We start from the raw sequence: 25,621 nt of genomic DNA on the forward strand, positions 1-25,621 counted from the left end.
CGCGGTGCGTGCCATCCTGGGGCCATGGTCACCCTTCGCGATGCTCGCGAGCCGGAGCTGAACAGTGGGATTCTGCCCGGGAACGTGCGGGCCGATGACTGGGTCATGCTGCTGCTCGCCGCCGGGTCGGTCGGGTTGCTGGGGTTCATGCTGCTGAGTCCGCCCGGTCGGGAGGCCGGTCTCGTCATCTTCTACGTCGACTGCGGGATCTGCGGTGTCTTCCTCCTCGAGTTCCTCTGGCGGTGGCGGAAACGGCGGTGGGCCAAGCGGTTCCTCGTGCGGAACTGGTATGAGCTCTTCGCCATGATCCCCGTCGCCCATCCCGGGATGGTCGCGCACAAGTTCATCGCCGTTCTCCTGCTGCTCATCCGGGTCGGGCGGGCCGCGGACCGGGCCGTCGGGGAGCAGTTCACCTATCGGCTTGTCGACAAGCTCTCCGAGCCCATCGTCAAGGCCATCAAGCAGCCGGTGACCATCGCGGTGCTCGACGAGGTCGTCAAAGTCCTGGAAACCGGGAACTACCCGGAAAACCTGGCCAAGTCACTCGACGCCAACAAGGACGAGCTGCGCACGATCATCGCCGAGAAGATCGCCGCCGATCCGCAGCTCGGGAAGCTCAAGCGGCTGCCCTTCCACGACGAGATCGTGCGCACCGTCGTGGACACCTCGTTCCGCGTGCTGCTCGAAGTCCTCGTCGACCCGCGGATCGACGACTTCTTCTCCGCCGTCGTGCGCGACAACCGCGAGCAGATCCGGCTGGCCGTGCAGCTCGGGCTGCACGAAACAGACGACGAGGACAAGGAAAAATCTCTGCCCGTGCGCACCCAGCACTCGGCCGCGCTCGAATACGACCGGCTGCACAAACGCTGATCACGCGAACGCGGGCAGCACCTCCTTCGCGAACAGCCGGATCTGCGCCCGCATCTCCTCGACCGTGTTGCCGACGAACAGCAACGCCGTCAGGTGCTCGACCCCCGCGCCCGCGTAGGCCGCGACCTTCTCGCACACCTCGTCCGGCGTGCCGATCAGGTTCATCGCGAAGTACGCGTCCTGGTCGACGCCCTTGGTCATCGTCTTCGCCAGCGACGTCCGGAACAGGTCGAACGACGAGTTCCGGAACGTCTCCCGCGCCGCCTCGCGCGTCGGGCCCAGGCAGACCACCGACTGCAGCGCCGTCGTGATCGTCGCCGGGTCGCGGCCCGCCGCGCGCGCGTACTCCGCCAGCTTCGCCCGCCCGGCTGCGATGCCCGACGGGCTCATCTTGGCCGGCAGCCAGCCGTCGCCCAGCTCGGCCGCGCGGCGCAGCGAACCGTCCACATTGCCGCCCGAGTAGATCGGCAGTGGGCTCTGGAGCGGCTTCGGGTACGACTCGACGTTCTCGAAGTGGACGTATTCGCCGTGGTAGGAAGCGTTCCGCTCGGTCCACAAGAGACGCAACGCCTCGATCCGCTCCCGCGTGAGCCGCGCGCGGTCGGCGTGATGGAGGTCCGGCGCGACGGCTTCGAACTCGTCCCGATAGCCGCCCACCGCGACACCCAGCGTCACGCGGCCGCCGCTCAGCTGGTCGAGCGTGGCCACCTGCTTCGCCAGCAGCACCGGGTCGCGCAGCGGCAGCACCATGATGCCGGTGGTCAGCCGCAGCACCGACGTCTTCGCCGCCACCTGTGCCAGCACGATCAACGGCTCGTAGAGGTCGGGCGGGTCGGGCCACGCCCGCCGGACGAAGTCCATTGTGGACAGGTGGTCGTTGCCGCCCGCGTCGTGGTAGCCGAGCTGCTCGGCCTCGATCGCGAGGTCGACCAGGTCCCGCGGCCCGGCGAACGGGACCGGGTGCATCATCCCGGACGTGGCGGTGGGGAGCTCGATGCCGAACTTCATGAGAGGTCCCTTCCCGACGAGTTTCGCTACGCTACCGTAGCGTAGCGAAAGTGCTAGACTCCTCGCAAGGAGGTGCGGTGGTGGCTGATCCACGCGTGGCCCGCTCGCGGCGGGCGATCCTCGACGCGGCCGTCGAGCTGCTGGTCGAGCACGGGTTCGCCGGGGCGACCGTCGAGGCGATCGCCGCCCGCTCGGGCGCGGCGAAGACGACGATCTACCGGCAGTGGCCCGACAAGCACGCGGTGCTCCGGGCGGCCGTCGAGTCGATCGTGCCCCCGGCCGCGCCGTCGGACACCGGCAGCCTGCGCGGTGACCTCGTCGCCTTCGCCCACGACCTCGACCGCATCCTGCACACCGCGCCGACGTCCGCGCTCATCCCCGGCCTGATCGACGCCGCCGAGCGCGACCCGGAACTCGCCGCCGTGCTCGCCGAATTCACCGCTCAGCGGCGGAAACCCGTGCACGACGCCGTCGCGCGGGCCGTCGAACGCGGGGAGACCACCCGGGAGTTCGCGGTCGACCTCTTCCTCGGCCCGCTCTTCTACCGCCGGTTGCTGTCGCGCGAACCGCTCGACGACGCCTTCATCGAGCGGGTGGTGGACGCCGCACTCGCAAGTACTCGCTGAGCACGCCCGCCGCGTCGAGCATCGCCACGCCGCGCGCCGTGAGCCGCTCCCGCCACGTCTCCAATGCCTTGACCAGCGACGAAGTGCCGCCCGCCGTGCGGACCTGGCCGACCACCGTCGCGATGTGCTCGAGCGGGTAGCCGCCGCGGCGCAGCAGGTGCGTCAGCTCCGCGTCGCGGATGTCCGCCGCGGAGAACACGCGGTAGCCCGTGGCCGGGTCGCGGGCCGGGGCCAGGATTCCGGCGCGCTCCCACGCCCGGACCGTCGCCGCCGTGACGCCGAGGCGGTGGGCCAGCTCGCCGATGCTGTCCGGCCCGGCCGGGCGCGACTCCGGCGCCGACGTCAGGTCGCCGATCGCCGTGCGGACCGCCGCCAGGGTCTCGCGGTCGCGCAGCAGCTGGGCGTGGCCGCGGTCGACGAGCGTCAGTGCGCGGTCGAGGTCGTCGGCGTGGAGGGCGACCATCACGCCGCCCGCCGTCGCGTGGCCGTACGCCGCCACCAAGGCGAGGAACGCGCGGAGCGCCGCCGCGTGCACCTCGGTGTAAACCCGGTAGCCGGCCTCGGTGCGGGCGGCGGGCGGGAGGAAGCCGTCGCGCTCGTAGTTGCGCACCGCCTGCGTCGAGATACCGTGTTCACGGGCGAGATCGGCGGGGCGCATGACGGACGACCTCACTTCGGCAAAGTCTCAACCGAGTCTTCAACGATACGATTCAACCACATGGACATCACCGACTTCACCGCCGAACTGCTGGCCTTCGGCGAGCCGACCCACCTGGAACCGGCGTTCGCCCGGCTCCGGAACGACCTCTTCGCGCGACTCGCCGAGCGCGGCTTCCGGTCGATCGCCCTGGAGACCGACCGCGTCGCCGCCCTCGCGGTCGACGACTTCGTCCGCGACGGCACAGGCGAGCTCGACGACGTGCTGCGCGACGGCTTCTCGCACACCTTCGGCACCCTGGACGCCAACCGGGAGCTCGTCGCCTGGATGCGGGAGTACAACGAGAACGCCGCCGAACCGCTGGCCTTCCACGGCTTCGACCCGCCGCTGGAGATGATGACCGTGCCGAGCCCGCGGACCTACCTCGAGCACGCCCGCGACTACCTCGGGCTCGACCTCGACATCGCGGGCCTGGCCGGGGACGACGAACGCTGGAGCCGCCAGGAGGCCGTCCTCGACGCGGCACAGTCGCCGGGCGGCACGCCGGAGGCCGACCGGCTGCGCGTGCTCGCGGACGACCTGCTTACCCGGCTCTACGCCCGCGCCCCGGAACTGATCGCGACGACGTCCCGCACCGCGTGGCAGCGGGCGAAGATCCACCTCACCGCCGGGCTCGACCTGCTGCGCTACCACAAGCAGTCGGCCCAGCCCGGCGAGCGCGACGAGCGGATCAGCCGCCTGTCCAGCACGCGCGACGCGCTGATGGCCCAGAACCTCCTGGAGATCCGCGAACTCGAAGCCCGGCGCGGGCCGACGCTGGTGTTCTCGCACAACAGCCACCTGCAGCGGCGCACGAGCACCTGGCGAAGTCCGTACGCGAACCTCGAATGGGTGAGCGCGGGCGCGATCGTCGCGTCGCTGCTCGGCGACCGCTACGCCTTCATCGCCGGAAGCCTCGGCCACAGCGAAGCCATCGGGCTCGGCGAACCCGCCGATGACACCTACGAAGGCCTGCTCCAGCGCGACACGAAGACTTGGGCGCTGACCACCGGGCCCGACCCCGGTTCCGGCCGGAAGCGCACCGACACCCGGCCCGAACAGGGCTACTTCCCGCTCGACGAGAACCTGCTCGGCGGCACCGACGCCGTGTTGCACATCGCGTGACGCGCGGCGGCCCCGCACCGGGGTCGGGTCCGGTGCGGGGCCGCCGAGTACCCGCGTTACGGGTAGTTCACCACGTTGACCGGCACCGTGCCCGAAGGCGTGACGCCGCCCGTGTCGTTGATGACGTGCGTGATCGTGCCGCGGTAGTTGAGCGACACCGTCAGCAGGCTGTGGAACCGGACACCGCTCGTGTTCGGCACCTCGAACGCGTGATAACTGGACACCGCCGGGTTCGTGTCGAAGAAGCAGTAGCTCCCGAGGCCCCACGCTTCGTGGGACGTCACGTTCGACGCGACCTTGTAGGCGGCATACCCCGCGACCCCGGACGGCGCGTTCCACGACGCCTGGTTCGGCACGTCGTAGGGCATCTCGTTCTGGAAGAAGATCGTCCGGCCGCCCTGGCCGTTCCAGATCACCTGGTACTTCTGGTAGTGCTCGACGAACAGGCCGGTGGCCAGCACGTTCGCGCCGTTCACCACGAGACCCGTGTCGGCCGTGTTCACGGTCCAGCCGACCGTGCCCGCGTTGCCGTGGTCGGCCCGCCACGCCCAGATGTGGTCGATGATCGTGTTGGCGCTGTTGACGATCAGGCTGTTCGTCGCCTTGCCCGCGATCTGGCCGCCGATCCGGAAGAAGACGTCCTGGACCGTCGTCGGGTTCGCCGCGTGGTTCGCCGACGAGCCGGACTGGCCGACCGTGAGCAGCGCCTGCGAGTTCGTCGTGCCCGCGTCGAAGAGCAGGCCCTTGAGCCGCACTCCGTCCACATCGGACACCTGCATCGCGTTGACGCCGTTGTCGGGCACCAGCGTCGGGTAGCCGATGCCGAGGATCGTCGTGTTCGCGCGGGTCACGTTGAGCGTCTGGTTCAGGTGGTAGATGCCCGGCGTGAAGAACAGGTTGCAGCCCGCGGCGAGCGCGTTGTTGATCGACGCGGCCGTGTCACCGGACTTGACGACGTAGAACTGGCTCATCGGCGCGGACGTTCCGGGCGTGCTGCCGCTGGCCCAGCTCGGCCCGGACGCGTTGGTGCGCAACGAAGGCAGGAACACGCGGTACTTGCCGGTGCCGTCGACGTAGAGGTACGGGACGTCGCGGGAGACCGGCGTCGTGGCCAGCGTCGTCTCCGGCGGGTTCGGGAACGTGTTCGCCGGCGCGCCGCTGGTGCCGGAGAAGACCATGTTCCACACGCCGCCGTTCCAGCTGCCCAGCGCGGAGTCGCGGGTGTACCACTGCTGCTGCGAAACCGACGCGGCCTGGCCGGACACCTTCGAGTCGGCGATGTAGCCGCCGCTGGCGTAGCCGTAGCTCGCCGGGTACAGCTGCAGCCCGCCGCGGATGTCCATCCGGCGGAACGGCGCGGCCTGCGCCACCGCCCAGCGGTCGTTGCCGCTGGAGGGGTTGACCGCCATGTTCTCCGCCGAGCGCCAGAAGTTCTGCAGCGCGACGCCGTTGTCGGAGGCGTTGAAGGCGTCCACGGTGATGTCGCCGTTGATCACGACGTCGCCGGGGTTCTGGCCGAGGCCCGCCACCGAGGTGTAGAAGCCCACGTTGTCGTGCACGCCGTACGTGCCCGGCTTGAACAGGTGGGCGACGCGGCGCTCGGCGAACTGCGCGGTGAGCGTGTCCTTCTGGTTGGTGAAGTCCGTGTCGAGCTGCGCCTGGATCGTGGCCGCGGACATGCTCGGGTCGAAGATCCGCACGTTGGGCCCGAAGTTCGGCGTGTCGGACTGCGTCGGGCAGCCCGCCTGGGTGCCGATCGTGTAGCTCGCGCTCGACACCGGTGAGGTCGTCATCCCGGACTTGAGCGCGATCGCGTTGACCGTGCGGGAGTTCGGCACGCTGATCGGTCCACTGTAGAGCGTCGAGGACGCCGTCGGCGTCGATCCGTCCACTGTGTACCGGATGGTCGCGCCCGCGGTGGCGCTGCTGATCGTCACCGTCTGCGCGCTCGAGTACGTGCCGCCGGGCGGGCTGAACGTCGGCGCCGCGACCGCAGTCGAGCCGCCGCCGACGGTGTAGCTGAAGTGCGGGGTGTCGTACTGCGGCCCGCTCTTCTCGTAGGTGAACCAGTAGTCGAGCACGTTGCCGCTGCTCAGGCCGCCGACGGTGGTGCGCCAGGTGCCGGAGGAGTTCGTCATCCGGACGTTCTGCTGGCCGAGGCCGGGCACGCCGGTGTAGTGGACGTCCACGTACAGCGCGGGCGTCGTCGGGATGAAGTTGAGCTGCACCTGCGTCGAGCTGAGCTGGGTGACGCTCTGGGTGTAGTCGTCGGCCGCGAGGGCGGCGGGGGCGCTCAGCCCGGCCGCCACCAGCAGCGCCGTCGCGACGAACGCGAGCCTCGGGCCGCGTCGTCGAAGCTTGTCCAAGGTCCGGTTCACGCCGTGACACCTCCGCCGTTGGGGATCCACGAGCATTTGTTGCGAGTCACAACAAAGTAGCTCCCGGTCAGCGGTGCTTCGATCACTTTTCGGTAACACTTGTCTGGACCAATAACGCGTTCGGGTGAGGCGTTCTGTGACTGATGATCCGGTTTGGCGTGCGGTGGGCGAATGACTGAACCGAGAAACATCCTTCGAGCGGGTGACCACGACCGGGTGACATGCGACGATCCCGTGCCACACCCGGTCCCCTACCGAGGAGTAGCATGGCGCGTTCGCGGCTGTTCCGATCCCTCATCACCCTTTCCCTCGTGGCGGCCCCGCTTTCGGTGGCCGTCGCGGCGCCCGCCGAAGCCGCACCGCTGAAGGCGTTCGCCGACTTCGGCTGTGCCACCTCCGGCAAGTTCCACTGCCTCGGCAAGGCGGTCCGCTCACCGAAGGGCTCCGGCCCGCTGCTCACCTCGACCCCGGTCGGCTACGGGCCGGCCGAAATCCAAGCGGCCTACCACCTCGGCGGCCTGCACGCGAACGGCCGCACGGTCGCCATCGTGGACGCGATGGACGCGCCGACCGCGGAGGCCGACCTCGCGAAATTCCGTGCCGCACGGGGACTTCCGCCGTGCACGACGGCCAACGGCTGCTTCAAGAAGGTCAACCAGAACGGCGCGGCGAGCCCGCTGCCCGCGCCGGACTACGGCTGGGCGATGGAGATCAGCCTCGACCTCGACGCCGTGTCGGCGACCTGCCCCGACTGCAAGATCCTGTTGGTGGAAGCGAATTCCCCGGACTCCGACCCGCTGATGACGGCGGTCGACACGGCCGCGGCGACCCCCGGCGTCGCGGCGATCTCCAACAGCTACGGCGGTACCGAGGACTCGACGATCCTCGCCGCGGACGCGCACCTGAACCACCCGGGCATCGCGGTCACGGCGTCGTCCGGCGACTCCGGTTACGGCGTCAGCTGGCCCGCGTCGTCCCCGTACGTCACGGCGGTGGGCGGCACGACGTTGAAGAAGGCGACCGGGACCGCGCGCGGCTGGGCGGAAACGACGTGGAAGGGCAGCGGCAGCGGGTGTTCGGCGCTGGAGCCGAAACCGGCGTGGCAGCACGACACCGGGTGTGCGAAAAGGACGGTCGCGGACGTCTCGGCCGTCGCGGACCCGGCGACCGGGCTCGGCGTCTACGACACGTACAACAGCTGCGGCAGCTCGTCGTTCTGCGACCTGCTGCTGTCGCTCGGCCTCGCCCAGGGCGCGGACGGCTGGATCCAGGTCGGCGGCACGAGCCTGTCTTCCCCGGTGGTGGCGAGCGTCTACGCGCTGGCGGGGAACTCGGTGACGTCGGGGTCCTACCCGTACGCGCACACGGACGGGCTGAACGACGTCACGTCGGGCTCGAACGGCAGCTGCGGCGGGACGTACCTCTGCACGGCGGGTGCCGGGTACGACGGACCGACCGGGCTCGGCACGCCGAACGGCACCGCCGGGTTCTGACGTCCACGGACGGGTGACGTTCGCGTGCGGCGTTTTCGCCTTCGCAATGCGGGGGTAAGGATGTCTGCATGCTGGACACCGATGTGCTTTCGCGGGCGGTGCCGCCGCGGGCGCTCGACGTCGTCACCCCGCTCGGGCAAGTGCGGTTCGCGGTGCGGGTCGCCGGCTGGGACGTGCCCGCGCGCCCGGAGCTGACCTGGGGTCTCGGCTCCGGCGCGCGGCTCAGCCGGTGGCGGCACCGGGCCGTGCGGCTTGACGTCCTCGCCGGGCCCAGCGTGCCGCGCCTGCCCGACGGGTTCCCGCCGGTCACCCGCGAAACCACCATCTTCCGGGTGCTGGCCAGGGAATCGCTGGACGAGTTCGTCGTCCAGGCCGAACTGACCGGCGTGCCCGGGGACGCCGAGGGCGGCCCGAGCACCGGCGAGCGACTGGACGCTTTCACGGTCGAGAACGCCGACGCCGTGGTGAGCGTCGGCGGCCCCGACGTCGAAACGCTGCGCCACTGCTCGCGGGCCGGGCAGCACGTGCCGCCGTACTGGTCCGGTCAGCTGGCCGACGACGCCGTCGAGCTGACCGGGACCACGATCACGTGGCAGCTGCCCGCGGTCGAGCGCGGCGACTACGCCGAGCTGTGGGTGTCGGTGGCGTGGAGCGAGCCGAGCGAGCAGCCGGGCACGTGGTTCGCCGTCGACATCGACCCGGCGAGGGTGCGGCGCGAACTGGCCCAGTGAGGTCCGCCGTTGGTCGTGTCACATCTCCCGCGCGGGATCCGTCAAGGTGGTGACGGCACGAGAACGAAGGACGGCACCCCGTGGACGACGACTTCCTGGCATTGCGCTTCGAGAACCACCGCGAGCACCTGCGGGGCGTCGCCTACCGGATGCTGGGGTCGCTGACCGAGGCCGAGGACGCCGTGCAGGAGGCGTGGTTGCGGCTGAGCCGGAGCGACGCCGGCGCCGTCGAGAACCTGGCGGGCTGGCTGACGACCGTCGTCGGGCGGGTGTGCCTCGACATGCTGCGGTCGCGCAAGGCCCGGCGCGAGGAGCCGCTGGACGTCTTCGTGCCGGACCCGATCGTCAGCCGTGAGGAGGCCGGCCCCGAGGACGAGGCGCTGATGGCGGACTCGGTCGGGCTGGCGCTGCTGGTCGTGCTCGACACGCTCACCCCGGCCGAGCGGCTGGCGTTCGTGCTGCGGGACATGTTCGCGATGCCGTTCGAGGAGATCGCCCCGATCGTCGGCCGCTCGGAAGCGGCGACGCGGCAGCTGGCGAGCCGCGCGCGAAGGCGAGTGCAGGGCGCGCCGGTGGCACCCGACCCGGACCTGGCCCGCCAGCGAGAGGTGGTCGACGCGTTCCTGGCGGCAGCCCGCGGCGGCGACTTCGAGGCACTGGTCTCGGTCCTCGACCCCGAGGTGGTGCTGCGCGCGGACCGCGGCCCGGACGACTCGGTCGAGGTCCGCGGCGCGGCGGCGGTGGCGAACCAGGCACTGACGTTCTCCCGGCTGGGAGCGGGCGGCGGAGTGGTGCGGCGGGCGCTGGTCAACGGCGCGGCGGGAGTGGTCGCGACGCGCGAGGGGCGCCCGTTCTCGGTGCTCGGGTTCACGGTGGCGGGGGGCCGGATCGTGGAGATCGACATCCTCGCCGACCCGGACCGGCTCAGCCGCCTGGACCTGGCAGTCCTGGACTGACCCGAGCGCCCCAAGGCGGCCTTGGTTGCGTCTCACGCACCGAAGGCCGCCTTGGTTGCGTCTCACGCACCGAAGGCCACATTGGGGCGCTCGGGTCAGGGAGAGGTGACCAGCTCACCCTGCTCGTCGGTCACCAAAGCCACCTCACCCGCGTCGTCGAAGTGGAGGTAGCGGCGCCTGCCGTCCGCGTACTGCCGGACCGAACCAGCCACCACGACCACCAGCTCGCCGTCCTCGATGGCGTACAGCTCGTCCGGGGTCAGCACCTCGTGGATGCTCGGCCCCTCCGTCACCAGCGTTCGGACCCGGCGGCCGGTGTGGTCGTAGCCGTACAGCGCGTTGACCCCGTCGTCGCCGTGGACCCCTCGCAACCTCCCGAACGCGTCGCGGATCTCGCTTCCCGATCGCCTTTCCGGGACCCGTCCTGGGGAAATCTCGCGACGCAGCCCGCGCGGGCCGATGATCCCGTGGCCCGGTGCGAAGTGCTCGACGACGCCGTTCGCGTAGCGGACCGCCGTGCGGTGGCCGCGGACGTCGTAGTGCACCGCCTCGACGTAGCCCGGCACGCTCACCAGCCTCCCCACCTCGTCGTACTGGTGCCGGACCGTCAGCCGCCCGTCGCCCGCGTCCGGGTACACCACCTCCGACAGCTGGCCGTCGGCTCGGCGCACCACGTCGAGGCGGTACTCGACCGCCACATGTGCGGGCCGCCAGCGCTTCTCCGCCGGGCGGCCCAGCGCGTCGTACCCGAACAGCGTCACCCCCGACTCGTCCGCGACGCGCACCAGCCGCCCGCAGCTGTGCGGCCCCGCGCCGATCGGCACCGGGAGCCCGCCGTCGTGGTAGGTGAACGTCGTCACCGGCATCCCGCCCGGGTCGTCGACCAGGATCGCCACCACCCGGTCGAGCGCGTCGTGCACCCGGAACACCGTGTGCCCGCCCGGCGTCCGCGACTCCACCGGGTTCCCCGCCGCGTCCCGGACGTGCACCACCCCGCCCACCTCGCGCAGCTCCCGCCCGAGCAGGTCCCAGGTCCCGGACGGCGCCGGGTCCGTCGCCGTCGCCGCAAGTGGGCGGCCCAATGCGTCGTAGTGGAACTCAGTGGGTGCCGGACGCGGGCCGCCCGCGCGAAATGCCTGCCGGACAAGGGAAACGAACCCACGCGCGCAGTACTCGTACTGCTCCTCGACGACGTCGCCGAGCAGTTCCGCGTGCCGTCTCTCCAGCAACCGCCCCGCGCCGTCGCGCAGCTCGGTCGTGACCAGCACCTCCGACTCGCCCGACACCGCCCGCTGCTCCGTGGTGACCCGCGCCGGGCCGTAGTGGTGGCGCACCGTCGGCAGGTCCGCCGTGTCGCCCGGCCGCACGACGGTTTCCGGACGCCCCAACGGATCGTGCGTCACCGTCGTCACCGCGCCCGCCGGGTCGGTCACTTCGCACACCCGCCCGGTTCGGACGTCGTGCCGCGTCACCGTCACGTTCCCGAGCGGATCGGTGGCCACCTCGGCGAAACAGCGGTCGGCCGAGTAGCGCACCTCGTGCGTGTGGCCGAGCGGCCCGGTCGTCGTCGTGCGCAGCCCGGTGACCGTGTCGAGCCTGCCGTGGAACGTCGTCGCCCACCAGCCGTCCTCGCCCGGACGGCGGTGGTACCCGTGGTGCCGGAAGTCCGGCAGGTGCGCGCCGTAGACGTCCGCGGCGAGCGCGTCGGTCAGCACCAGCTCCTCCCGCGCCGTCAGCAGGCCGTGCGCGCCCGCGCTGCCGTCGGGGCGTTCGTCGTAGCGGAAAAGGGTGTCCGACAAGACTTTCCCGGCCCCGTCGACCGTGCGGACCCGCGCGGGCAGCGCCGCGAACCGGTGGTCCGGGTCGGTCGCGTACGTCGTGCGCGTCTCGCGCACCTCCGGCTCGTGCCCCGACCGCTCCGTCGTCTCCACCTCACGCGTCGGGTTTCCCGCCGCGTCGAACGCGGTCTCGGTCGTGGTGACCGACACGGGTGTCTCGCGGCGCTCGAACTCCGTCGTCACCGTGCGTGTCCATTGTGGACGACGCGTGTGTTCGACCCGGCGGTACGGCCTGTCCGCTTCCGGGGAGCCGTCGAGGCCGTAGGTCTCCGCCCGTCGCAGGACGCCGTCGTCGAACCAGCGCACCGTCCGCAACGTCGGCGCGTGCTCGTCGCCCACCTCGTCCTGGACGACGCGGGAGAAGCCGTCGTGGTACTCGAACTCCGTCACGCCGGTCTGCGCCGTGACGCGCCGGACCACCGTGACCGTCTCGACCACTGCGTACTCGATCGACGTGCGCAGCCCGAGCCCGTTGTCGATCTCGCTCAGCCGTCCCGTGCGCGGCAGCTCTGCCAGCGAGTAGTACGGCACCGCGCCGTCGTCGAGCAGCAGCACACTGCCGCCCGAACACGCCTTCGCGGCCAGCTGGACCCGGCGCGAGGGCGGGGGTTCCGTGCGGGCGTAGGCCAGCCGCAGCACTGGCGCGGCCGCTTCGGCGCCGTGCGCGTCGAACCCGGTGAGCGCGACGGACGTCAGCAGGGACGCGCCGGTCACGTCGTCGGTGCCGTAGCCGAGGCTCCACCGCCGGACGAGCGGGCGCGCGTCGCCCGGCACGCGCAGGTCGATCCGGGCGCACCGCAGCTCCGTCGTGACGAGCGTGCCGCCGCGGCCCCAGCGCAGCACGTCCGGCCGCGGCTCGTAGCCGAAGTCCACTTCGTACGGTCCGTAGGCCACGCTCGCCAGGTACGCCTGCCCGCTGTGGTGCGCCCAGCCGAACGCCGTGGTGTTGCCGAACGCGTCTTCGGTCCGGTCGAGGTACCAGCCGTCGCCGCGGCCGAAGAAGTGCCGGAGCCCCGATCGGGTGGTCAGCACGACGCCGTCGTCCTGGCGAACGAGCCTGTCTTCAGTGCCGGACTTCGGGTGCCCGGCCACCGACCGGACGTGCGGCAGCGGCAGCGCGAACCCGGCGCCGAACGGGCCGTTCGCCGCGCCCGTCGTGTAGCGCAGCGCCAGCGCGGGCGCGCGGTCGCCGGGGCCCGGCGGCAGGTCGAGGGGCATCGTGAGGCTGCCGCCGCCGGTCGCGGGGTCCGGGGTGAAGACGGCCTCCTGCGTGCCCGACCGGAGCAGAGCCATGGCGATCTCCCTCGTGACTTTTCACGGCCAAGTGGGTGAGGTGGGGCCGCCAGATACGTCGTCACCCGTTTGCCGTCGACGTTATGCATTCGTGACGTCCGTGTCGTATCCCAGTTCCGGCCGCCCGGTCTTTCCCGGGTGCCAGCAGTGATCACGCGGGGGCTGAGGCAGCAGGAGGGTGGACCCCATGGTCGTCAGGTTCGTGCGGGACGAGACCGCGGAAGTGGCGGCGGAGGACGCGAGCACGCTCAACGAGCTCCCGGCCCCGCCGAGACAGTTGCTCGACCGGCACGGCGCGCGCGTGCTCGACCCGGCGACGGCCGTCGTCGTGGCCGGGCAGCCGGTCCCGCGCACGACCGTCTACCGGCCGGGCGTGTTCCTCATCCCCGGCCGGTTCGCGCGCGACCAGGCGACGCTGAACTCGATCAACGACGTCCTCCAGCGCATCGGCATCTACGCCGCTCCGGCCGAACGCGGCGAGCAGGCCGAGCGCGTCCGGGAGCTCGGCGACCTGCCCGTGCGGGCAGTGCTGCACGTCCGGGAAGACTCCGACCCGGTGGCCGTCGACTGCTGGAAGGCCCTGCAGCTGCTGCGCGCCGCGGGTGAGCGGGGCGAAGCTCGAGCGCGAGGTCGCCGCCGCGATCTCCGTCGAGCACCTGCTGTTCACGACGCCGGTGTTCGGCGGCGTGCCGTGGGAAACGAGCGGCCTCGGCGGCACGCCCTGGGAGACCAGCGGCTTCGGCGCGGGCAGCTCGTACGGGCGTACGCGCGGCGCCAACCGGATCCCGGTGACGCTCGCCGCCGACCCGCCCCACCGCAGCGAGAAGCCGGAACACCGGCGTCCGGTGATCGCCGTGCTCGACACCGGGATCGGCCCGCACCGGTGGTTCGGGATGACCGACCGCAGCGCGCCACCGCCCGCCGGCGTCGGGCTGGCCGTCGCCCCGGACATCCAGGCGGCGATCCTCCAGGCCGAGATCGACTCCGGCAGCACCCTGCCGACCCAGCTGCTCACCGACTACTGGGACGCGCCGACGACCGGGCAGCCGCTGATCGGCGACGTCGACACCGACACCGGGCACGGCCTGTTCATCGCCGGCATCATCCGGCAGGCCTGCCCCGAAGCCGACACGCTCGCGATCCGCGTCGTGCACAGCGACGGCGTCGCGTACGAAGGCGACGTCCTGCTCGCGCTGCACCTGCTCGCCGACCGCGTCCGGCGCGCGCAGGCGGACAACCGGCCCGACGACATGGTCGACGTCGTCTCGCTTTCGCTGGGCTACTACGAGGAAAACCCCGCCGACCTCGCCTACACCGGGCTGTTCGGCTCGGTCATCGCCGAACTGCTCGGCCTCGGGGTGGTCGTCGTCGCGGCCGCGGGCAACGACGCCACCACCCGCCGCTTCTACCCGGCCGCGTTCGCCGACCAGCCGCTCGGCGACGGCAGCGGCCCGCAGCTGATCAGCGTCGGCGCGCTCAACCCCGACGTCACCGGGACCAAGGCGCTGTTCTCCAACGAAGGGCCGTGGGTGCGCTGCTGGGCGACCGGCGCCGGCGTCGTCAGCACCTACCCGGCCGACGTCCGCGGCACCGCGGCCGCCGACCACGAGGTGCCCGACCACGGCCGCAGCTCGTTCGACCCGGACGACTACAGCGCCGGCTTCGCGGTCTGGGACGGGACGTCGTTCGCGGCGCCGCTGGCCGCTGCGGAAATCGGCAAGTACCTGGCCCAGGCCGGGGACCTGGGCACCGTCGACCGCGAGACGGTCGTCAAGCGCGCCTGGACGACGCTGGGCCTGCTGTGAACGCGGCCAAGACCGACCACGGCCGCGTCGCGGCCCTGTTCGACGCCGCGCGGGAGGGCGACCGCGCGGCGCTGGACGAGCTCGTCGCCCTGCTCACGCCGCTGCTCTGGCAGGTGGCGCGCGACCAGGGGCTGGACGCCGACCAGGCGGGCGACGTCGTGCAGACGGCGTGGCTGCGGCTGCTCGGCGCGTTCGCGGAGATCCGCTCACCGGTCGCGCTGACCGGCTGGCTGATCACCGTCACCAAGCGGGAGGCCTGGCGGACTGGGGAAAAACGCCAGGTCGAACGGCCGCTGCCGGAGCTTCCCGGAGCGGCTGGCCGAAGCGTCGCCGGCACCCGAGGAGGGGGTGCTGCGCGACGACCAGCGCGCGAGGTTGTGGCGCGCGGTGGACAACCTGCCCGAACGCTGCCGCAGCCTGCTGCGGATCGTGGCGTTCGTGCACCGGCCGGACTACGCCGAAGTCGGCGCCCGGCTGGGCATGCCGAGGGGGAGTATCGGCCCGACCAGGGGACGCTGCCTCGCGCGCCTGCGCGAGCAGCTACTCGCCAACGGCGAAGGAGATTGGCTGTGACCACCGTCGAACCACCCGGCGCGAACGAGCCGCTGGACGAGCTCGACTTCCGGCTGCTGGCCGGACTGCGCGAACTGTGGGAAGACGCCGACCCGATGCCCGCCACGCTGGTGGACCAGATCCGGTTCGCGATCCAGCTGGAGGACGTCGACCTCGAGGTGATGCGGATCCGCGAACAGGAGGGGCTGCCGGTCGCCCGCAGCGCGGCCGAGCAGGGTCGGTTGATCACGTTCGACAGCGAGAGCCTGACGATCATGGTGAACGTGAGCCCGGAGCCGGGCGGGTCGATGCGGCTGGACGGCTGGCTGACGCCGCCCGCCGAGCACCCGATCGAGGTGCGCACGGCGACCGGGCCGCTGACGACGACGTCGGATGCCGAAGGGCGGTTCGCGGTGAGCGGAGTGCCGCACGGGATGGTGCAGGTCCTGGTGCGGACCGTGGGCCGGACGAGGACGGTGAGCACCCCGGCCATCGGAGCTCTGACCGGCTGGGCTGAAGGGGACTTTGCTGGCATCACATGCGAGGAAAGGGCCCTTCAGCGCGTCACATGAGAGGAACGTCCCCTTCAGCTCGCGCGGGCTGAGCTGAAAACGTGAGGTGCCTGATTCGCCCGGTCCGGAGGTACGATCCGGGACGTCCTTCTCGGCCGAGGGGGACGGCTCCGGCCGGGAGGGCAGCCCGTGGTCGCGTCCCCGAAGGTCGAAGACCGGGTCCGCGACCTGCACCGGCGTGCCGTCGCGGCGACCAACGACGGCCAGCCCGTCGTCGGCAGCCGCCTCATCCGCTCCGCCGCGAAACTGCTCGGCCTGCCCGCGAAACAGCCGCCGCCCGAATGGCCCGGCTGGCCCGACCTCGCCACGCGCGTGCTCGGCACCTACGCCGCCGTCGAAACCGCGCTCGGCAACAGCGCCCGCGGGCTCGCGTTGCTCGATGAAGCCGACGCCCTCGTCTCGGACGCCGGGCGCGGGATCCTGCGCCAGCAACGCGGGCTCGTCTTCATCCTGATCGGCCGGATGGACGAAGCCCTCCGGTGCTTCGACGAGGCCATCCCGCTGCTGCGGCAGGCGGGCGAGTTCGTCGTGCTCGCCAGGACGCTGCTCAACCGCGCCATGCTGCACCAGTACGCCGGGCGCGTCCGGCTCGCCCTCGCCGATCTCGACCAGTGCGAGCAAATCAGCGCCGGGCAAGCCTCCGAAGAAGGCCTCGAACGGATCTTCGCGAAGGCCGCCCACGGCCGCGGGCAGGCGCGCATCCTCACCGGCGACATCCCCGGTGCCCTGCGCGACTTCGACGCGGCGAGCCGGTTCTACGCCGCGCAGAGTGTCGGGATGCTGCCCGTGCTGGCCGTCGACAAGGCGCGGGCCCTGCTCGCCGCCGGGCTGCCGCAGGAAGCCGCCGCCGAGCTCGATGCCGCGCTCGAACAGTTCCCGCGGCTGCGGATGAACCAGGAACACGCCGAAGCCGAGCTGACCCGCGCGCTCGCCGCGCTGGCGAGCGGGGAGCCGTCGGCCGCGCGCAGCTGGGCCGGGCGCGCCGAACGCCGGTTTCGCCGGCGGGGCAACGAAACCTGGGCCGCCGTCGCGCAGTTGACCGTGCTGCGCGCGGACTTCGCAGCCGGACGGCGGATCGCCCGCGTCGCCGCCGAAGCGACCGCGCTCGCCGACCGGCTCACCGGGCTCGGCCTGCGCAACGACGCCGAAATCGCCGCACTGCTCGCCGCGCGCGCCCGGATCGCCCTCGGCGACCTCGACACCGCCCGCGCCGGGATCGCGCCCCGCGACCGCCGGACCGCGCCGCTGGAAAACCGCCTCGTGCGGCGGCTCGCGCTGGCCGAACTCGGGGCCGCGAGCGGCAACCGGCGCGTCACCTTCACCAACGCCCGCACCGGGTTGACGCTGCTGCGGCGGCACCGCGGCCGGTTCGGCAGCATCGACCTGCAGACCGGCACGACGTCGCTCGGCAAGGAACTCGCCGACGCGGGCCTCGCCGCGGCGCTCGCCCAGCGCTCGCCCGGCGTCGTCTTCCGGTGGCTCGACCGGTCGCGCGCCCAGGCGTTCCGGTTCCGGCCGGTGCGGCCGCCGTCGCACCCGCAGGTCGTCGACGCCGTCGCGGAACTGCGGTTCCTCTCGATGCAGATCCGCGCGGGCGAGCTGTCCGGGAAGCCGGACGCCCAGGCCGTCCGGCGGTGCGCCGCGCTCGAACGGGAAATCCGCGCGAAAGGCTGGCAGGCCGAAGGCACCGACGAAGACCACCCGGAGGCGAAGCTCGGCGAGATCGGCGACGAGCTCGCGGCGACCGGCAGCGCGATGGTGTGCTTCCTCGCCGACCACGGGAGCCTGTGCGCGCAGGTGATCGCGGACCACCGCGTGGCGCTGGTGGAAGCTCGGGCCGGCGGCGGCCGTCGCGGAGCCGGTCGCGCGGCTGCACAGCGACCTCGACGCCTTGTGCGGTCGCCAGCTGCCGCCCCGGCTCGACCAGGTCATCCGCCGGTCGGTGCGGACGCAGGTCACCGCGCTGGACACGATCCTGCTGGCCCCGCTGGCGTCCCGGCTCGGCGACCTCGACGTCGTCGTCGTGCCGACCGGCGCGCTGTCGGCCATCCCGTGGGGCCTGCTGCCGACGGTGCGGGGCCGCCCGGTGACGGTCACGCCGTCGTCGTCGGCCTGGCTCGCCGCGGGCCGACGTCCCCGCCGCGCGCGTGGAGCGCCCCTGCTGGTCGCGGGTTCGGACCTGCGGCACGCGGACGCCGAGGTCGCCCGGCTCGCGCCGCTGTACCCGGACGCCGAAGTACTGACCGGCCCGGACGCGACGGTTTCGGCGACGCTCAAGGCGTTCGACGGCTGCCGCCTGGCGCACTTCGCCGCGCACGGCCACCACGAGCAGGAGAACGTGCTGTTCTCGCGGCTCAACCTGGCCGACGGGCCGCTGATGGCCTACGACGTGCAACAGCTTTCGACGGCGCCGGAGCACGTGGTGCTGTCCTCGTGCGACGTCGGCCAGGCCGTGGTCCGCGCGGGCGACGAGGTGCTGGGCTTCACCGCGGCCCTGCTCTACGGCGGGAGCCGGACGGTCGTCTCGAGCGTCGCCCGGGTCGACGACCGGACGGCGGGCGGGGTCATGCTGGCCTACCACCGGGCACTGTCCGCGGGAACGTCCCCGGCCCGGGCGCTGGCGGACGCGGCGCGGGCCGAACCCTTGATGCCGTTCGTGTGTTTCGGCCGCAGTTGATTCTTTTGACGTGCGAATCCCGATGGGGTTGCTTTCGGGTGACTGACCCCATTCCGGCGCATCCCCGGGCGGGCGCTGGGCATCTTCCCTGTGAGTTCGATCTTCGACGCAGGGAGGAACGTCATGCTCGGCAAACGCATCACGATCGGGGTCGCGGCGGTGGCGGGGGCGTTCGCGCTCGCGGCTTGTTCATCGGCCGCGGCGGCGCCACGACCGGCGGCTGCCGCTCCCGCCGCCGCGAAGACGCCGCGCTGCACGACCGCGGATTTGTCGCTCTCGCTGGGCAAACCGGCCGAGAAGAGCGACGCGCCGGGCCAGTTCGACGTCCCGTTGACCTACAAGAACGTTTCGAACCACACGTGCGGGCTGTACGGCGTGCCGGGCGTCGACCTCGTCGGCCCGGACGACCCGACGTTCGGGCCGGTCTACCACCTGCCGCGCGTCGACAACGGCGTGAAGTACAACGAGGTCACGCCGGGCATGACGGCGACGGCGACCATCACCGTGCTCACCCCGGCCGAGGGTGGGAAGTCATGGACGCCGACCAAGCTGAACACGATCCCGCCGGGCCAGACGCGGGCGCTGACCGCGGACTGGCCGTCGGACCTGCCGGTGCTGCGCCAGGACGCGGCAACGCACCCGGGCACGTACGTGAACGGCATCCTCGCCGACCCGTCCTGACCGCCCTGCCGCACCTCGTCGTGAGTGTTTAGGGCGGTTCTAACCGCCCTAAACACTCACGACCGCTTACCGCAGCTCGTCACTCGATCGGGTGAAGCGTGGGGCCGCGCGTCATTCCTGGCGCGGGGTCCCCTCTTCCTCACTGCGGCGGTAACCGGCCGGCACGCCCCCCGACTGGCCGGTTACCGCTGCGGTGTTCTCTACGCACGGTGGAGCAGCACGACGGAGTCCGTCCCGTCGACGCGCACGTACCCCGTCCGCTCCAGCTCGGCCGCCGCGTAAGCCTTCGACTCCAGCGTGGTCGGCCAGGACGTTTCCGGCTTCGCGACCACCACCCACTCCGGCCGCGACGGCGACTCGCCGTCGAAGAACAGCACCGTGCAGCGGGACGTCAGCCGCGGGGCCAGCCGGTTGGACGCCAGCACCGTGGCGCCGTCCGGGATCCGGGCCAGCACCGCGTCGATGCCCGCTCGCTGCGACGGCGTCCAGAGCCCGTCCGTCAGGTGCGCCGCCTGCAGTCCGACCGAACCGAGCCCGGCCACCAGCGCGAACGCCGGGAGCAGCCGTCCGAGCCGCGATCCCCGGGCCCCGGCCACGCCCGCGATGAAGACGATCGGCATCAGCACCGCGCTGTAGTGGTAGCCCATGCCCCAGTAGCGGTCGTTCGCCGAGACCAGCCGCCAAAGCAGCGTCGGCACCGCCAGGAGGAGCAGCGGCGAACGCAACGCCGCGAACGCCGTCGGCGTGACCAAGGCCAGCAGCATCGACACCTTCACGATCGAGCCGCCGAAGGGGTTGAAGCCGCCGTTGTGCGCGTACGCGCCCGAAGGGTTCAGCGCGGGCAGCACGACCAGGAACAGCAACGCCGACGTCGCGACGCCGAAGCCGACCACCGCCCAGCCGAGCCGCCGCTGCCGGTTGAGCACCAGCACCAGCCCGACCGCGGCGAGCGTCAGCGGCAGATCCTCCTTGACGAGCACCAGCGGCAGCGCGCACCAGACCGCCGCGCGCCACCGTTCGCGCAGCAGGTGTTCCGCGGTGAACGCCAGCATCGGCACGGCGAAGCAGATCTCGTGGAAGTCGAAGTTCACCGCGGACAGCAGTCCCCACGACAGCGCGTACCCGGCACCCACGACCGCGCCGCGGCGAGCCCCGAGCACCTGCGACGCGCAGCGCGTCACCGGCACGGCCGAAAGCGCGAGCAGGAAGGCCTGAGCGAGCAGCAGGGTTCCCGGCGACGGCCAGAGCAAGTAGAACGGCGCGAGCAGCGCGAGGATCGGGTGGAAGTGGTCGCCGAGCGTCGGCGCGCCCGGCCCGAGCAGGTCCGACATCGGCCAGTGCCCGTGCGCGTAGGACCGCACCGCCTGCTCGAAGATCCCCAGGTCGAAGCCGCTCGCGTCGAACGTCCGGAGCCGCTGCAGCGACCAGGCGGCGTACCCGGCGAAGGCGACCCCCGCGACGACGTAGGGCGCCCGGAGGCGCGTGCGCGCCGGAGCGGGCGCGAGAGCGATCAGCATGGCGGGATGCTCGTGCGGCCACGCTGAACCGGAGCTTAAGGAAGCTGAAGAAGCCTTCAGGCAAGGGGAAGCCGCAGCTCCAGGCGGGCACCGGACACGCTGTCGGCGACGCGCAGGGTGCCGCCGTGCGTCCGCGCGATCTCGGCGGCGATCGCCAGGCCGAGGCCCGAGCCGCCGTCGTCTTCGCGCGCGCGGTCGTCGTCGAGCCGCACGAACCGGTCGAAGACGCGCTCGCGTTGCCCGGCCGGGATGCCGGGGCCGTCGTCCTCGACCGCCAGCACGGTGTCAGTGAGCGTGATCGTCACGCGGCTCTTCGCGTGCCGCTCGGCGTTGTCGACGAGGTTGCGCAGCACCCGCTCCAGCCGTCCCGCGTGCCCACGCACCACCGGCGTGGCCTCGATCTCCGTACGCACTTCGACGTCGTCGCGGGGGAGCCGCGCGGCGACGTGCCCGGTCACCAGGTCCGCCAGCGCCACTGGCTCCCGCCCGACGGGCTGGTCCGCGTCCAGCTTGCTGAGCAGCAGCAGGTCGGCGGCCAGCGCCTCCATCCGCGTCACGTCGAGCACGGCGTTTTCGTAGCTGCGGCGCCAGTCGAGCCGGTCCGGGTGGGCCAGCTGCACCTCGAGCTGCGTGCGCATCGACGCGAGCGGCGTCCGCAGCTCGTGCGACGCGTCCGCGGTGAACTGGCTCTGCCGCCGCACGGACTGGTCGAGCCGGGCGAGCATCTGGTTCATCGTCACGGCCAGTTCGGTGATCTCGTCGCCGGAGTCGGGCACCGGGACGCGGCGGCCGAGATCGCCCGCGCGCACGCCGTCGACTTCGGCGCGGATGGCGCCCACCGCGCGCAGCGACCGTCGGACCGCGAGCCAGGCGACGCCGCCGACGAGCAGCGCGGCCGCGGGCACCCCGCCCCACAGCAGCCGCTGCGCGGTGTCGATCGTGTCGAGGCCGACCGGGTCGAGCTGCTCGGCCGCGGCGACGTAGTGGCGGCCGTCGGCCGTCGGCGCGCCGCTGTACTGCTGCCCGGCCAGGCCGAACGGCAGCACGATGACGCAGTCCGGCCCGTACACCTGCACCGGCTCGCTCTCGGGGAACTGCTTCTCGAGCCCGGTCGAGCAGCGGTTCGCCGCTTCCGCGCTGATCATGTACCCGCCGCCCTTGGCGTACCGCCGCGGCACGTCGGCGGGCGCGACCCCGGCGTTCAGCAGCGCGAGCAGGGCGTCGACCTTGTCGCTCGCGCGTGCCCTGGCGCTGTTTTCGAGGCCGTCGCGCAGGGCGTTCACGAACCAGTACGACCCGAGGCCGAGCACGAGCGCCGCGGCGAGCGCGGCGAAGAGGGCGACCCGCACCCGGGTCGACCGGGGCAGGAGCCGGACCATGCGGCGAACATACCGGCGAAGAAGGCAGCCGAAGAGATCCGGGACGGGCCACCGGCGCCTTACCGTCGAAGCCATGACGATCCAGCCTGCGCAGTGGGATGCGGTGCGAGCGGCCTTCGCGGAGGCCGGCGACCGGTTCGCGGACGCCGTCGAGAACGCGCCGGACCCGCACGCGAAGGCCGTCGGAGACTGGTCGGTGGTCGAAACCGCCGCGCACGTCGGCTGGATCGCGCTCGTCTACACCGCCATGGTGAAGGGCGACGGCGGCCCGCTGCCGCTCCCGGAGCTGGAAGAGCCGATGGCGTCGGCGAACATCGAGACGGTGTCGGCGATGAACGCCGTCGCGATGACCGCCTACCCCGAACGCGACCCGCACCGCCTGGCCGAACGGCTGCGCGCGGACATCGCGGAAGTGCTGCAGGTGAGCCGCGACTACGACCCGGAGAAGCCGATCTGGTGGCTCGGCGGCAGCCGCATCCCGGTCGCGGGCATGCTCGCCCACCTGGTCAACGAGCTCGAAATCCACGGCAGCGACATCGCCCGCGCGAGCGGGCGGCCGTGGCGCATCGACCCGGCGAACGAGGGCCGGTTCCTGGAACTGTTCTTCGTCGGCATGGTCCGCAACGACGTCGGCAAGCTGCTGGACTACGCGACGCCGTCGCCGCGCCGGATCGCGGTGGAGTTCCGCTCGGACTACACCGCGCCGGTGGTGATGGTCCTGCAGCACGGCGGCCTGCGGGTGGAGGAACCCGACGGCACGGCCGACGTCCGGCTGACGTTCGACCCGGCCGTGCTGGTGCCGATGATGTTCGGCCGGATCTCCCCGCTGAAGGCGGTGGCGAGCGGCAAGGTCCGCGTCGGCGGCCGCCGGCCGTGGCGGCTGGCGGCGTTCCTGCGCACGGTGCACATGCCCTAACGCAGTACCCGGAAGGTCAGGTGCGTCGCGTTCGGCGTCTCCTCGACGTCGGTGCGCTCCAGCCGCACGTGCTCGCCAACGGCCCCGTCGAACAGCCGCACTCCGGCGCCGAACAGCACCGGGACGACGTGCAGGCGCAGCTCGTCGACCAGCCCGGCGTGCAGGAACTCGCGCATCAGCGTGCCGCCGCCCATGATCCGCACGTCGTCGTCCCCGGCGGCGGTTTTCGCCTGCCGCAGCGCGCTTTCCAGGCCGTCAGTGACGAAGGTGAACGTCGTCGGGCCCTTCACCAGCGGCTCGGCGGGCCGGTGGGTGACGACGAAGCAGGGTTTCTTGAAGGTGCCGTCGTCGCCCCACGGGTCGACGCCGACGTCGAACATCGCGCGGCCGAGCACGAACGCGCCGGTGCCCGCGAAGAGGCGGGCGGCGACCTCGGCGTCGGCTTCGGTGCCCTCGAACATCCACTCGTGCAGGAGGTCGCCGTCCCGGCCGAGCCGGTGCTCGGGCCCGGTGTCCGGCCCGGCCACGATCCCGTCCGCCGACATGCTGATTTCCGCGATCACGCGTCCCATGGACGTCGAGCGTGCCAGCGGATCAGGAATTCGACCAGCCGTCGCCCCATTCGGCGTCCCGGGCGGCCTTGTAGCGCGGGCCCTGCTTCTTCGAGACCGCGACGCCAGGCTTCAGCCCGTCCGAAGCCGTGCACAGGTCGAGCGCGACCCAGCCCTTGTGCTTCTTCGGGTGCCGGATGATCCGGGCGTCCGGCCGCTCCGGCGTGAACCGGCCCGCGACGACGTACGCGAACTTCTCGTCCTCGAACCCGAGAGTGCCCGCCTTCAGCCTGCGGTGCAGCCCGGACCGCGGGAGCCGCGCGGCGAAGTGGCACCAGTCCTTGCCGGGCTCGATGGGGCACGCGCCGTCGTGCGGGCACGGCGCCACGACGTGCAGGCCCAGCTCGATCAGCTGCGCCCGCGCCGCGCGGATCCGCTCGTAACCCGCTGGCGTGCCGGGCTCGATCAGCGCGACCGCTTCGGCCTTCGCCGCCAACCAGCGCACGACGTCGGGGCGCGTCACTTCCGGCAGCTCGCCGAGCACGTACGACAGCGTCACGAGGTCGGCCTCCGGCGGCGGCGCGGCCGGGTCGACGAACCCGCGTCGCCACTCCGCATCCCGCACCGCGGGCAGTGACGCCTCCGCGGCGAGCCGCTTGCCGAGCCCGATGGCGCTCGCGACCTGCTCCACGACCGTGCACCGGGCCAGCGACGGCCAGACGTCCGCCGCGGCCCAGACCGCCGCACCGGTGCCGCCGCCCACGTCGACCTGCGTACGCGGCTCGAAGCCCGGAGCGCGCGAAGCGGCTTCGGCGAGCACAGCGTGTACGGCGGCGTAGGTCGCAGGCATCCGGTAGCCCGCGTACGCGGCGACGTCGGCTTCGGAGCTGAGGATCGGCGAAGCAGCCGCGTCACCCTGGCGGTAGCGCGTGCTGAGCCGCTCGACGGACTGCGTCAGCCGTGGCACCGGGTGCCGGGCCAGCTCGTCGTCGAGCGCGGAGGAGAGGTCGTCGGGGAGAACCGCCACGGACGTCGATTCTCCCCTGTCCGAATTGTCCACCCGGAGCGACCCTGAGCTGCTACTTTTCCCGCGCCAGAGTTTTTTCGGGGACGCTGTCGATCCGGGGCGCGGCCGTTCGACGCGTAGGCAGGAAACGAGCGAAGGGAGACCGCTGTGCGGTTCATGGTGATCGTCACGGGCAACGAAGGTTCCGAGGCCAAGGCCCCGAGCGCCGAGCTGCTGGCCGAGATGGGGAAGTTCAACGAGGAGATGGTCAAGGCCGGCGTCCTCCTCGCCGGTGAGGGCCTGACCCCGAGCGCGGAGGGGGCGCGGGTCATCTTCGACGGCAAGGAGACCCCGAAGGTCGTCGACGGGCCGTTCACCGAGTCGAAGGAGCTCGTCGGCGGGTTCTGGATCCTGCAGTGCCGCGACCGCGAAGAGTGCATCGAGTGGGTCAAGCGGATGCCGAACACCGACGGCGAGCACGGCGTCGTCGAGATCCGGCGCGTCGCCGAGGCGGCCGACTTCGAGAACATGACGCCCGAGGTCGAGGAGCTGGAGGGCCGGCTGCGCGCGCAGAGCGGTCAGGAGTCCTGATGCGCTTCCTGGTGATGGTCAAGGCCAGCCCCGAGTCCGAGGCGCCGGGGTTCCAGCCCAGCGCGCGGGAGCTGGCCGAGATGGCGAAGTTCAACGAGCGGCTGCTGGACGAGGGCCGGATCGTGCTCGCCGAGGGGCTCACGTCGAGCGCCGAAGGGGTGCGCGTCGTCTTCGAAGGCGAAGCCGAGCCGAAGGTCATCGACGGCCCCTTCGCCGAGACGAAGGGCTCGTCGCCGGGTTCTGGGTGCTCAACGGCGAGTCGCTCGAGGAGATCGTGGAGCTGATGAAACAGGCCCCGAACCCGGAGGCCAACGGTGGCGTGATGGAGATTCGCACGATCGCCGGGTAGTGGGTTGCAC

The 25,621-nt window shown here is 72.0% G+C and carries 21 protein-coding genes and 1 pseudogene; 13 read left to right on the forward strand and 9 right to left on the reverse strand.

Annotation, left to right across the window (positions count from 1 at the left end):
* Window positions 1–24: 24 nt before the first annotated feature.
* Window positions 25–870 carry an ion transporter gene (locus QP939_RS17560; RefSeq protein ID WP_285457852.1) on the forward strand — a complete coding sequence of 282 codons (846 nt, stop codon included), beginning with the start codon at window positions 25–27 and terminating at the stop codon, window positions 868–870.
* Here QP939_RS17560 and QP939_RS17565 read toward each other — a convergent pair whose 3' ends face one another.
* Window positions 871–1,878, reverse strand: a complete 1,008-nt coding sequence (locus QP939_RS17565; RefSeq protein WP_285457853.1) for an LLM class flavin-dependent oxidoreductase — start codon at window positions 1,876–1,878, stop codon at window positions 871–873.
* An 80-nt stretch (window positions 1,879–1,958) separates the two neighbouring features.
* Between QP939_RS17565 and QP939_RS17570 the strand changes: the two genes are divergently transcribed.
* Window positions 1,959–2,504 carry a TetR/AcrR family transcriptional regulator gene (locus QP939_RS17570; RefSeq protein WP_285457854.1) on the forward strand — a complete coding sequence of 182 codons (546 nt, stop codon included), beginning with the start codon at window positions 1,959–1,961 and terminating at the stop codon, window positions 2,502–2,504.
* On the opposite strand, the gene QP939_RS17575 is transcribed toward QP939_RS17570, so the two are convergent.
* On the reverse strand, window positions 2,461–3,162 hold the full coding sequence (locus QP939_RS17575; RefSeq protein ID WP_285457855.1) for a TioE family transcriptional regulator: 702 nt from the start codon (window positions 3,160–3,162) through the stop codon (window positions 2,461–2,463). The genes QP939_RS17570 and QP939_RS17575 overlap by 44 nt on opposite strands.
* A gap of 60 nt (window positions 3,163–3,222) precedes the next feature.
* Between QP939_RS17575 and QP939_RS17580 the strand changes: the two genes are divergently transcribed.
* On the forward strand, window positions 3,223–4,326 hold the full coding sequence (locus QP939_RS17580) for an erythromycin esterase family protein (RefSeq protein WP_285457856.1): 1,104 nt from the start codon (window positions 3,223–3,225) through the stop codon (window positions 4,324–4,326).
* A 56-nt stretch (window positions 4,327–4,382) separates the two neighbouring features.
* Here the strand turns inward: QP939_RS17580 and QP939_RS17585 are convergent, their stop codons facing one another.
* Window positions 4,383–6,704, reverse strand: coding sequence for a chitobiase/beta-hexosaminidase C-terminal domain-containing protein (locus QP939_RS17585; RefSeq protein ID WP_285457857.1), 2,322 nt, complete (start codon window positions 6,702–6,704; stop codon window positions 4,383–4,385).
* Between the two features lie 266 nt (window positions 6,705–6,970).
* Here QP939_RS17585 and QP939_RS17590 point away from each other — a divergent pair, with 266 nt between their 5' ends.
* The 3 genes from QP939_RS17590 (at window position 6,971) to QP939_RS17600 (ending at window position 9,884) form a co-directional block, all read left to right on the forward strand.
* Entirely contained in the window at window positions 6,971–8,197 is a 1,227-nt protein-coding gene (locus tag QP939_RS17590) for a S53 family peptidase (RefSeq protein ID WP_285457858.1), read from the forward strand.
* 68 nt (window positions 8,198–8,265) lie between these two features.
* Window positions 8,266–8,928, forward strand: coding sequence for a hypothetical protein (locus QP939_RS17595; RefSeq protein WP_285457859.1), 663 nt, complete (start codon window positions 8,266–8,268; stop codon window positions 8,926–8,928).
* Window positions 8,929–9,008: 80 nt separating this feature from the next.
* The gene (locus QP939_RS17600) at window positions 9,009–9,884 is read left to right on the forward strand and encodes a sigma-70 family RNA polymerase sigma factor (protein ID WP_285457860.1); all 876 of its coding nucleotides are present in this window, start codon (window positions 9,009–9,011) and stop codon (window positions 9,882–9,884) included.
* Between the two features lie 95 nt (window positions 9,885–9,979).
* Here the strand turns inward: QP939_RS17600 and QP939_RS17605 are convergent, their stop codons facing one another.
* Entirely contained in the window at window positions 9,980–13,015 is a 3,036-nt protein-coding gene (locus QP939_RS17605) for an RHS repeat domain-containing protein (protein ID WP_285457861.1), read from the reverse strand.
* A gap of 602 nt (window positions 13,016–13,617) precedes the next feature.
* Here QP939_RS17605 and QP939_RS17610 point away from each other — a divergent pair.
* Window positions 13,618–14,820: a S8 family serine peptidase gene (locus QP939_RS17610; protein WP_285457862.1), complete on the forward strand. Its 1,203-nt coding sequence runs from the start codon at window positions 13,618–13,620 to the stop codon at window positions 14,818–14,820.
* Between the two features lie 113 nt (window positions 14,821–14,933).
* Window positions 14,934–15,017 (forward strand): annotated as a pseudogene (locus QP939_RS17615) (RNA polymerase sigma factor); the annotation flags it as partial.
* A 255-nt stretch (window positions 15,018–15,272) separates the two neighbouring features.
* On the opposite strand, the gene QP939_RS17620 reads toward QP939_RS17615, so the two are convergent.
* Window positions 15,273–17,915: a hypothetical protein gene (locus QP939_RS17620; RefSeq protein ID WP_285460056.1), complete on the reverse strand. Its 2,643-nt coding sequence runs from the start codon at window positions 17,913–17,915 to the stop codon at window positions 15,273–15,275.
* Here QP939_RS17620 and QP939_RS17625 point away from each other — a divergent pair.
* Both QP939_RS17625 and QP939_RS17630 read left to right on the forward strand, forming a co-directional pair.
* Window positions 17,887–18,621, forward strand: a complete 735-nt coding sequence (locus QP939_RS17625) for a CHAT domain-containing protein (RefSeq protein WP_285459776.1) — start codon at window positions 17,887–17,889, stop codon at window positions 18,619–18,621. The two genes, QP939_RS17620 and QP939_RS17625, sit on opposite strands and share 29 nt — an antisense overlap.
* 123 nt (window positions 18,622–18,744) lie before the next feature.
* Window positions 18,745–19,302 carry a DUF4232 domain-containing protein gene (locus QP939_RS17630; protein WP_285457863.1) on the forward strand — a complete coding sequence of 186 codons (558 nt, stop codon included), beginning with the start codon at window positions 18,745–18,747 and terminating at the stop codon, window positions 19,300–19,302.
* A gap of 200 nt (window positions 19,303–19,502) precedes the next feature.
* On the opposite strand, the gene QP939_RS17635 is transcribed toward QP939_RS17630, so the two are convergent.
* Together QP939_RS17635 and QP939_RS17640 are read right to left on the reverse strand one after the other, a co-directional pair.
* Entirely contained in the window at window positions 19,503–20,819 is a 1,317-nt protein-coding gene (locus QP939_RS17635; protein WP_285457864.1) for a DUF2079 domain-containing protein, read from the reverse strand.
* A gap of 56 nt (window positions 20,820–20,875) precedes the next feature.
* A complete protein-coding gene (locus QP939_RS17640) occupies window positions 20,876–22,198 on the reverse strand; it encodes a sensor histidine kinase (protein ID WP_285457865.1) in 1,323 nt (440 codons plus the stop codon).
* A gap of 73 nt (window positions 22,199–22,271) precedes the next feature.
* Here QP939_RS17640 and QP939_RS17645 point away from each other — a divergent pair, with 73 nt between their 5' ends.
* A complete protein-coding gene (locus QP939_RS17645) occupies window positions 22,272–23,114 on the forward strand; it encodes a maleylpyruvate isomerase N-terminal domain-containing protein (RefSeq protein ID WP_285457866.1) in 843 nt (280 codons plus the stop codon).
* On the opposite strand, the gene QP939_RS17650 is transcribed toward QP939_RS17645, so the two are convergent.
* Together QP939_RS17650 and QP939_RS17655 are read right to left on the reverse strand one after the other, a co-directional pair.
* The gene (locus QP939_RS17650) at window positions 23,111–23,686 is read right to left on the reverse strand and encodes a dihydrofolate reductase family protein (RefSeq protein ID WP_285457867.1); all 576 of its coding nucleotides are present in this window, start codon (window positions 23,684–23,686) and stop codon (window positions 23,111–23,113) included. The two genes, QP939_RS17645 and QP939_RS17650, sit on opposite strands and share 4 nt — an antisense overlap.
* 22 nt (window positions 23,687–23,708) lie before the next feature.
* Window positions 23,709–24,692, reverse strand: a complete 984-nt coding sequence (locus QP939_RS17655) for a small ribosomal subunit Rsm22 family protein (RefSeq protein WP_285457868.1) — start codon at window positions 24,690–24,692, stop codon at window positions 23,709–23,711.
* 147 nt (window positions 24,693–24,839) lie between these two features.
* On the opposite strand from QP939_RS17655, the gene QP939_RS17660 reads away from it, so the two are divergent.
* Window positions 24,840–25,262 carry a YciI family protein gene (locus QP939_RS17660; RefSeq protein ID WP_285457870.1) on the forward strand — a complete coding sequence of 141 codons (423 nt, stop codon included), beginning with the start codon at window positions 24,840–24,842 and terminating at the stop codon, window positions 25,260–25,262.
* A complete protein-coding gene (locus QP939_RS17665) occupies window positions 25,262–25,546 on the forward strand; it encodes a YciI family protein (protein ID WP_285457872.1) in 285 nt (94 codons plus the stop codon). Before QP939_RS17660 ends, QP939_RS17665 begins: the two co-directional genes overlap by 1 nt.
* Window positions 25,547–25,621 lie beyond the last annotated feature (75 nt).

The organism is Amycolatopsis nalaikhensis, assembly GCF_030264295.1.
Classification (GTDB): Bacteria; Actinomycetota; Actinomycetes; order Mycobacteriales; family Pseudonocardiaceae; genus Amycolatopsis; species Amycolatopsis nalaikhensis.

What these genes read in the sequence shown, in the direction of transcription:
- QP939_RS17560 (WP_285457852.1), top strand. Translation starts at nt 25, where the DNA reads ATGGTCACCCTTCGCGATGCTCGCGAGCCGGAGCTGAACAGTGGGATT.
- QP939_RS17565 (WP_285457853.1), bottom strand. Translation starts at nt 1,878, where the DNA reads ATGAAGTTCGGCATCGAGCTCCCCACCGCCACGTCCGGGATGATGCAC.
- QP939_RS17575 (WP_285457855.1), bottom strand. Translation starts at nt 3,162, where the DNA reads ATGCGCCCCGCCGATCTCGCCCGTGAACACGGTATCTCGACGCAGGCG.
- QP939_RS17580 (WP_285457856.1), top strand. Translation starts at nt 3,223, where the DNA reads ATGGACATCACCGACTTCACCGCCGAACTGCTGGCCTTCGGCGAGCCG.
- QP939_RS17590 (WP_285457858.1), top strand. Translation starts at nt 6,971, where the DNA reads ATGGCGCGTTCGCGGCTGTTCCGATCCCTCATCACCCTTTCCCTCGTG.
- QP939_RS17595 (WP_285457859.1), top strand. Translation starts at nt 8,266, where the DNA reads ATGCTGGACACCGATGTGCTTTCGCGGGCGGTGCCGCCGCGGGCGCTC.
- QP939_RS17605 (WP_285457861.1), bottom strand. Translation starts at nt 13,015, where the DNA reads ATGGCTCTGCTCCGGTCGGGCACGCAGGAGGCCGTCTTCACCCCGGAC.
- QP939_RS17630 (WP_285457863.1), top strand. Translation starts at nt 18,745, where the DNA reads ATGCTCGGCAAACGCATCACGATCGGGGTCGCGGCGGTGGCGGGGGCG.
- QP939_RS17635 (WP_285457864.1), bottom strand. Translation starts at nt 20,819, where the DNA reads ATGCTGATCGCTCTCGCGCCCGCTCCGGCGCGCACGCGCCTCCGGGCG.
- QP939_RS17640 (WP_285457865.1), bottom strand. Translation starts at nt 22,198, where the DNA reads ATGGTCCGGCTCCTGCCCCGGTCGACCCGGGTGCGGGTCGCCCTCTTC.
- QP939_RS17645 (WP_285457866.1), top strand. Translation starts at nt 22,272, where the DNA reads ATGACGATCCAGCCTGCGCAGTGGGATGCGGTGCGAGCGGCCTTCGCG.
- QP939_RS17650 (WP_285457867.1), bottom strand. Translation starts at nt 23,686, where the DNA reads ATGGGACGCGTGATCGCGGAAATCAGCATGTCGGCGGACGGGATCGTG.
- QP939_RS17665 (WP_285457872.1), top strand. Translation starts at nt 25,262, where the DNA reads ATGCGCTTCCTGGTGATGGTCAAGGCCAGCCCCGAGTCCGAGGCGCCG.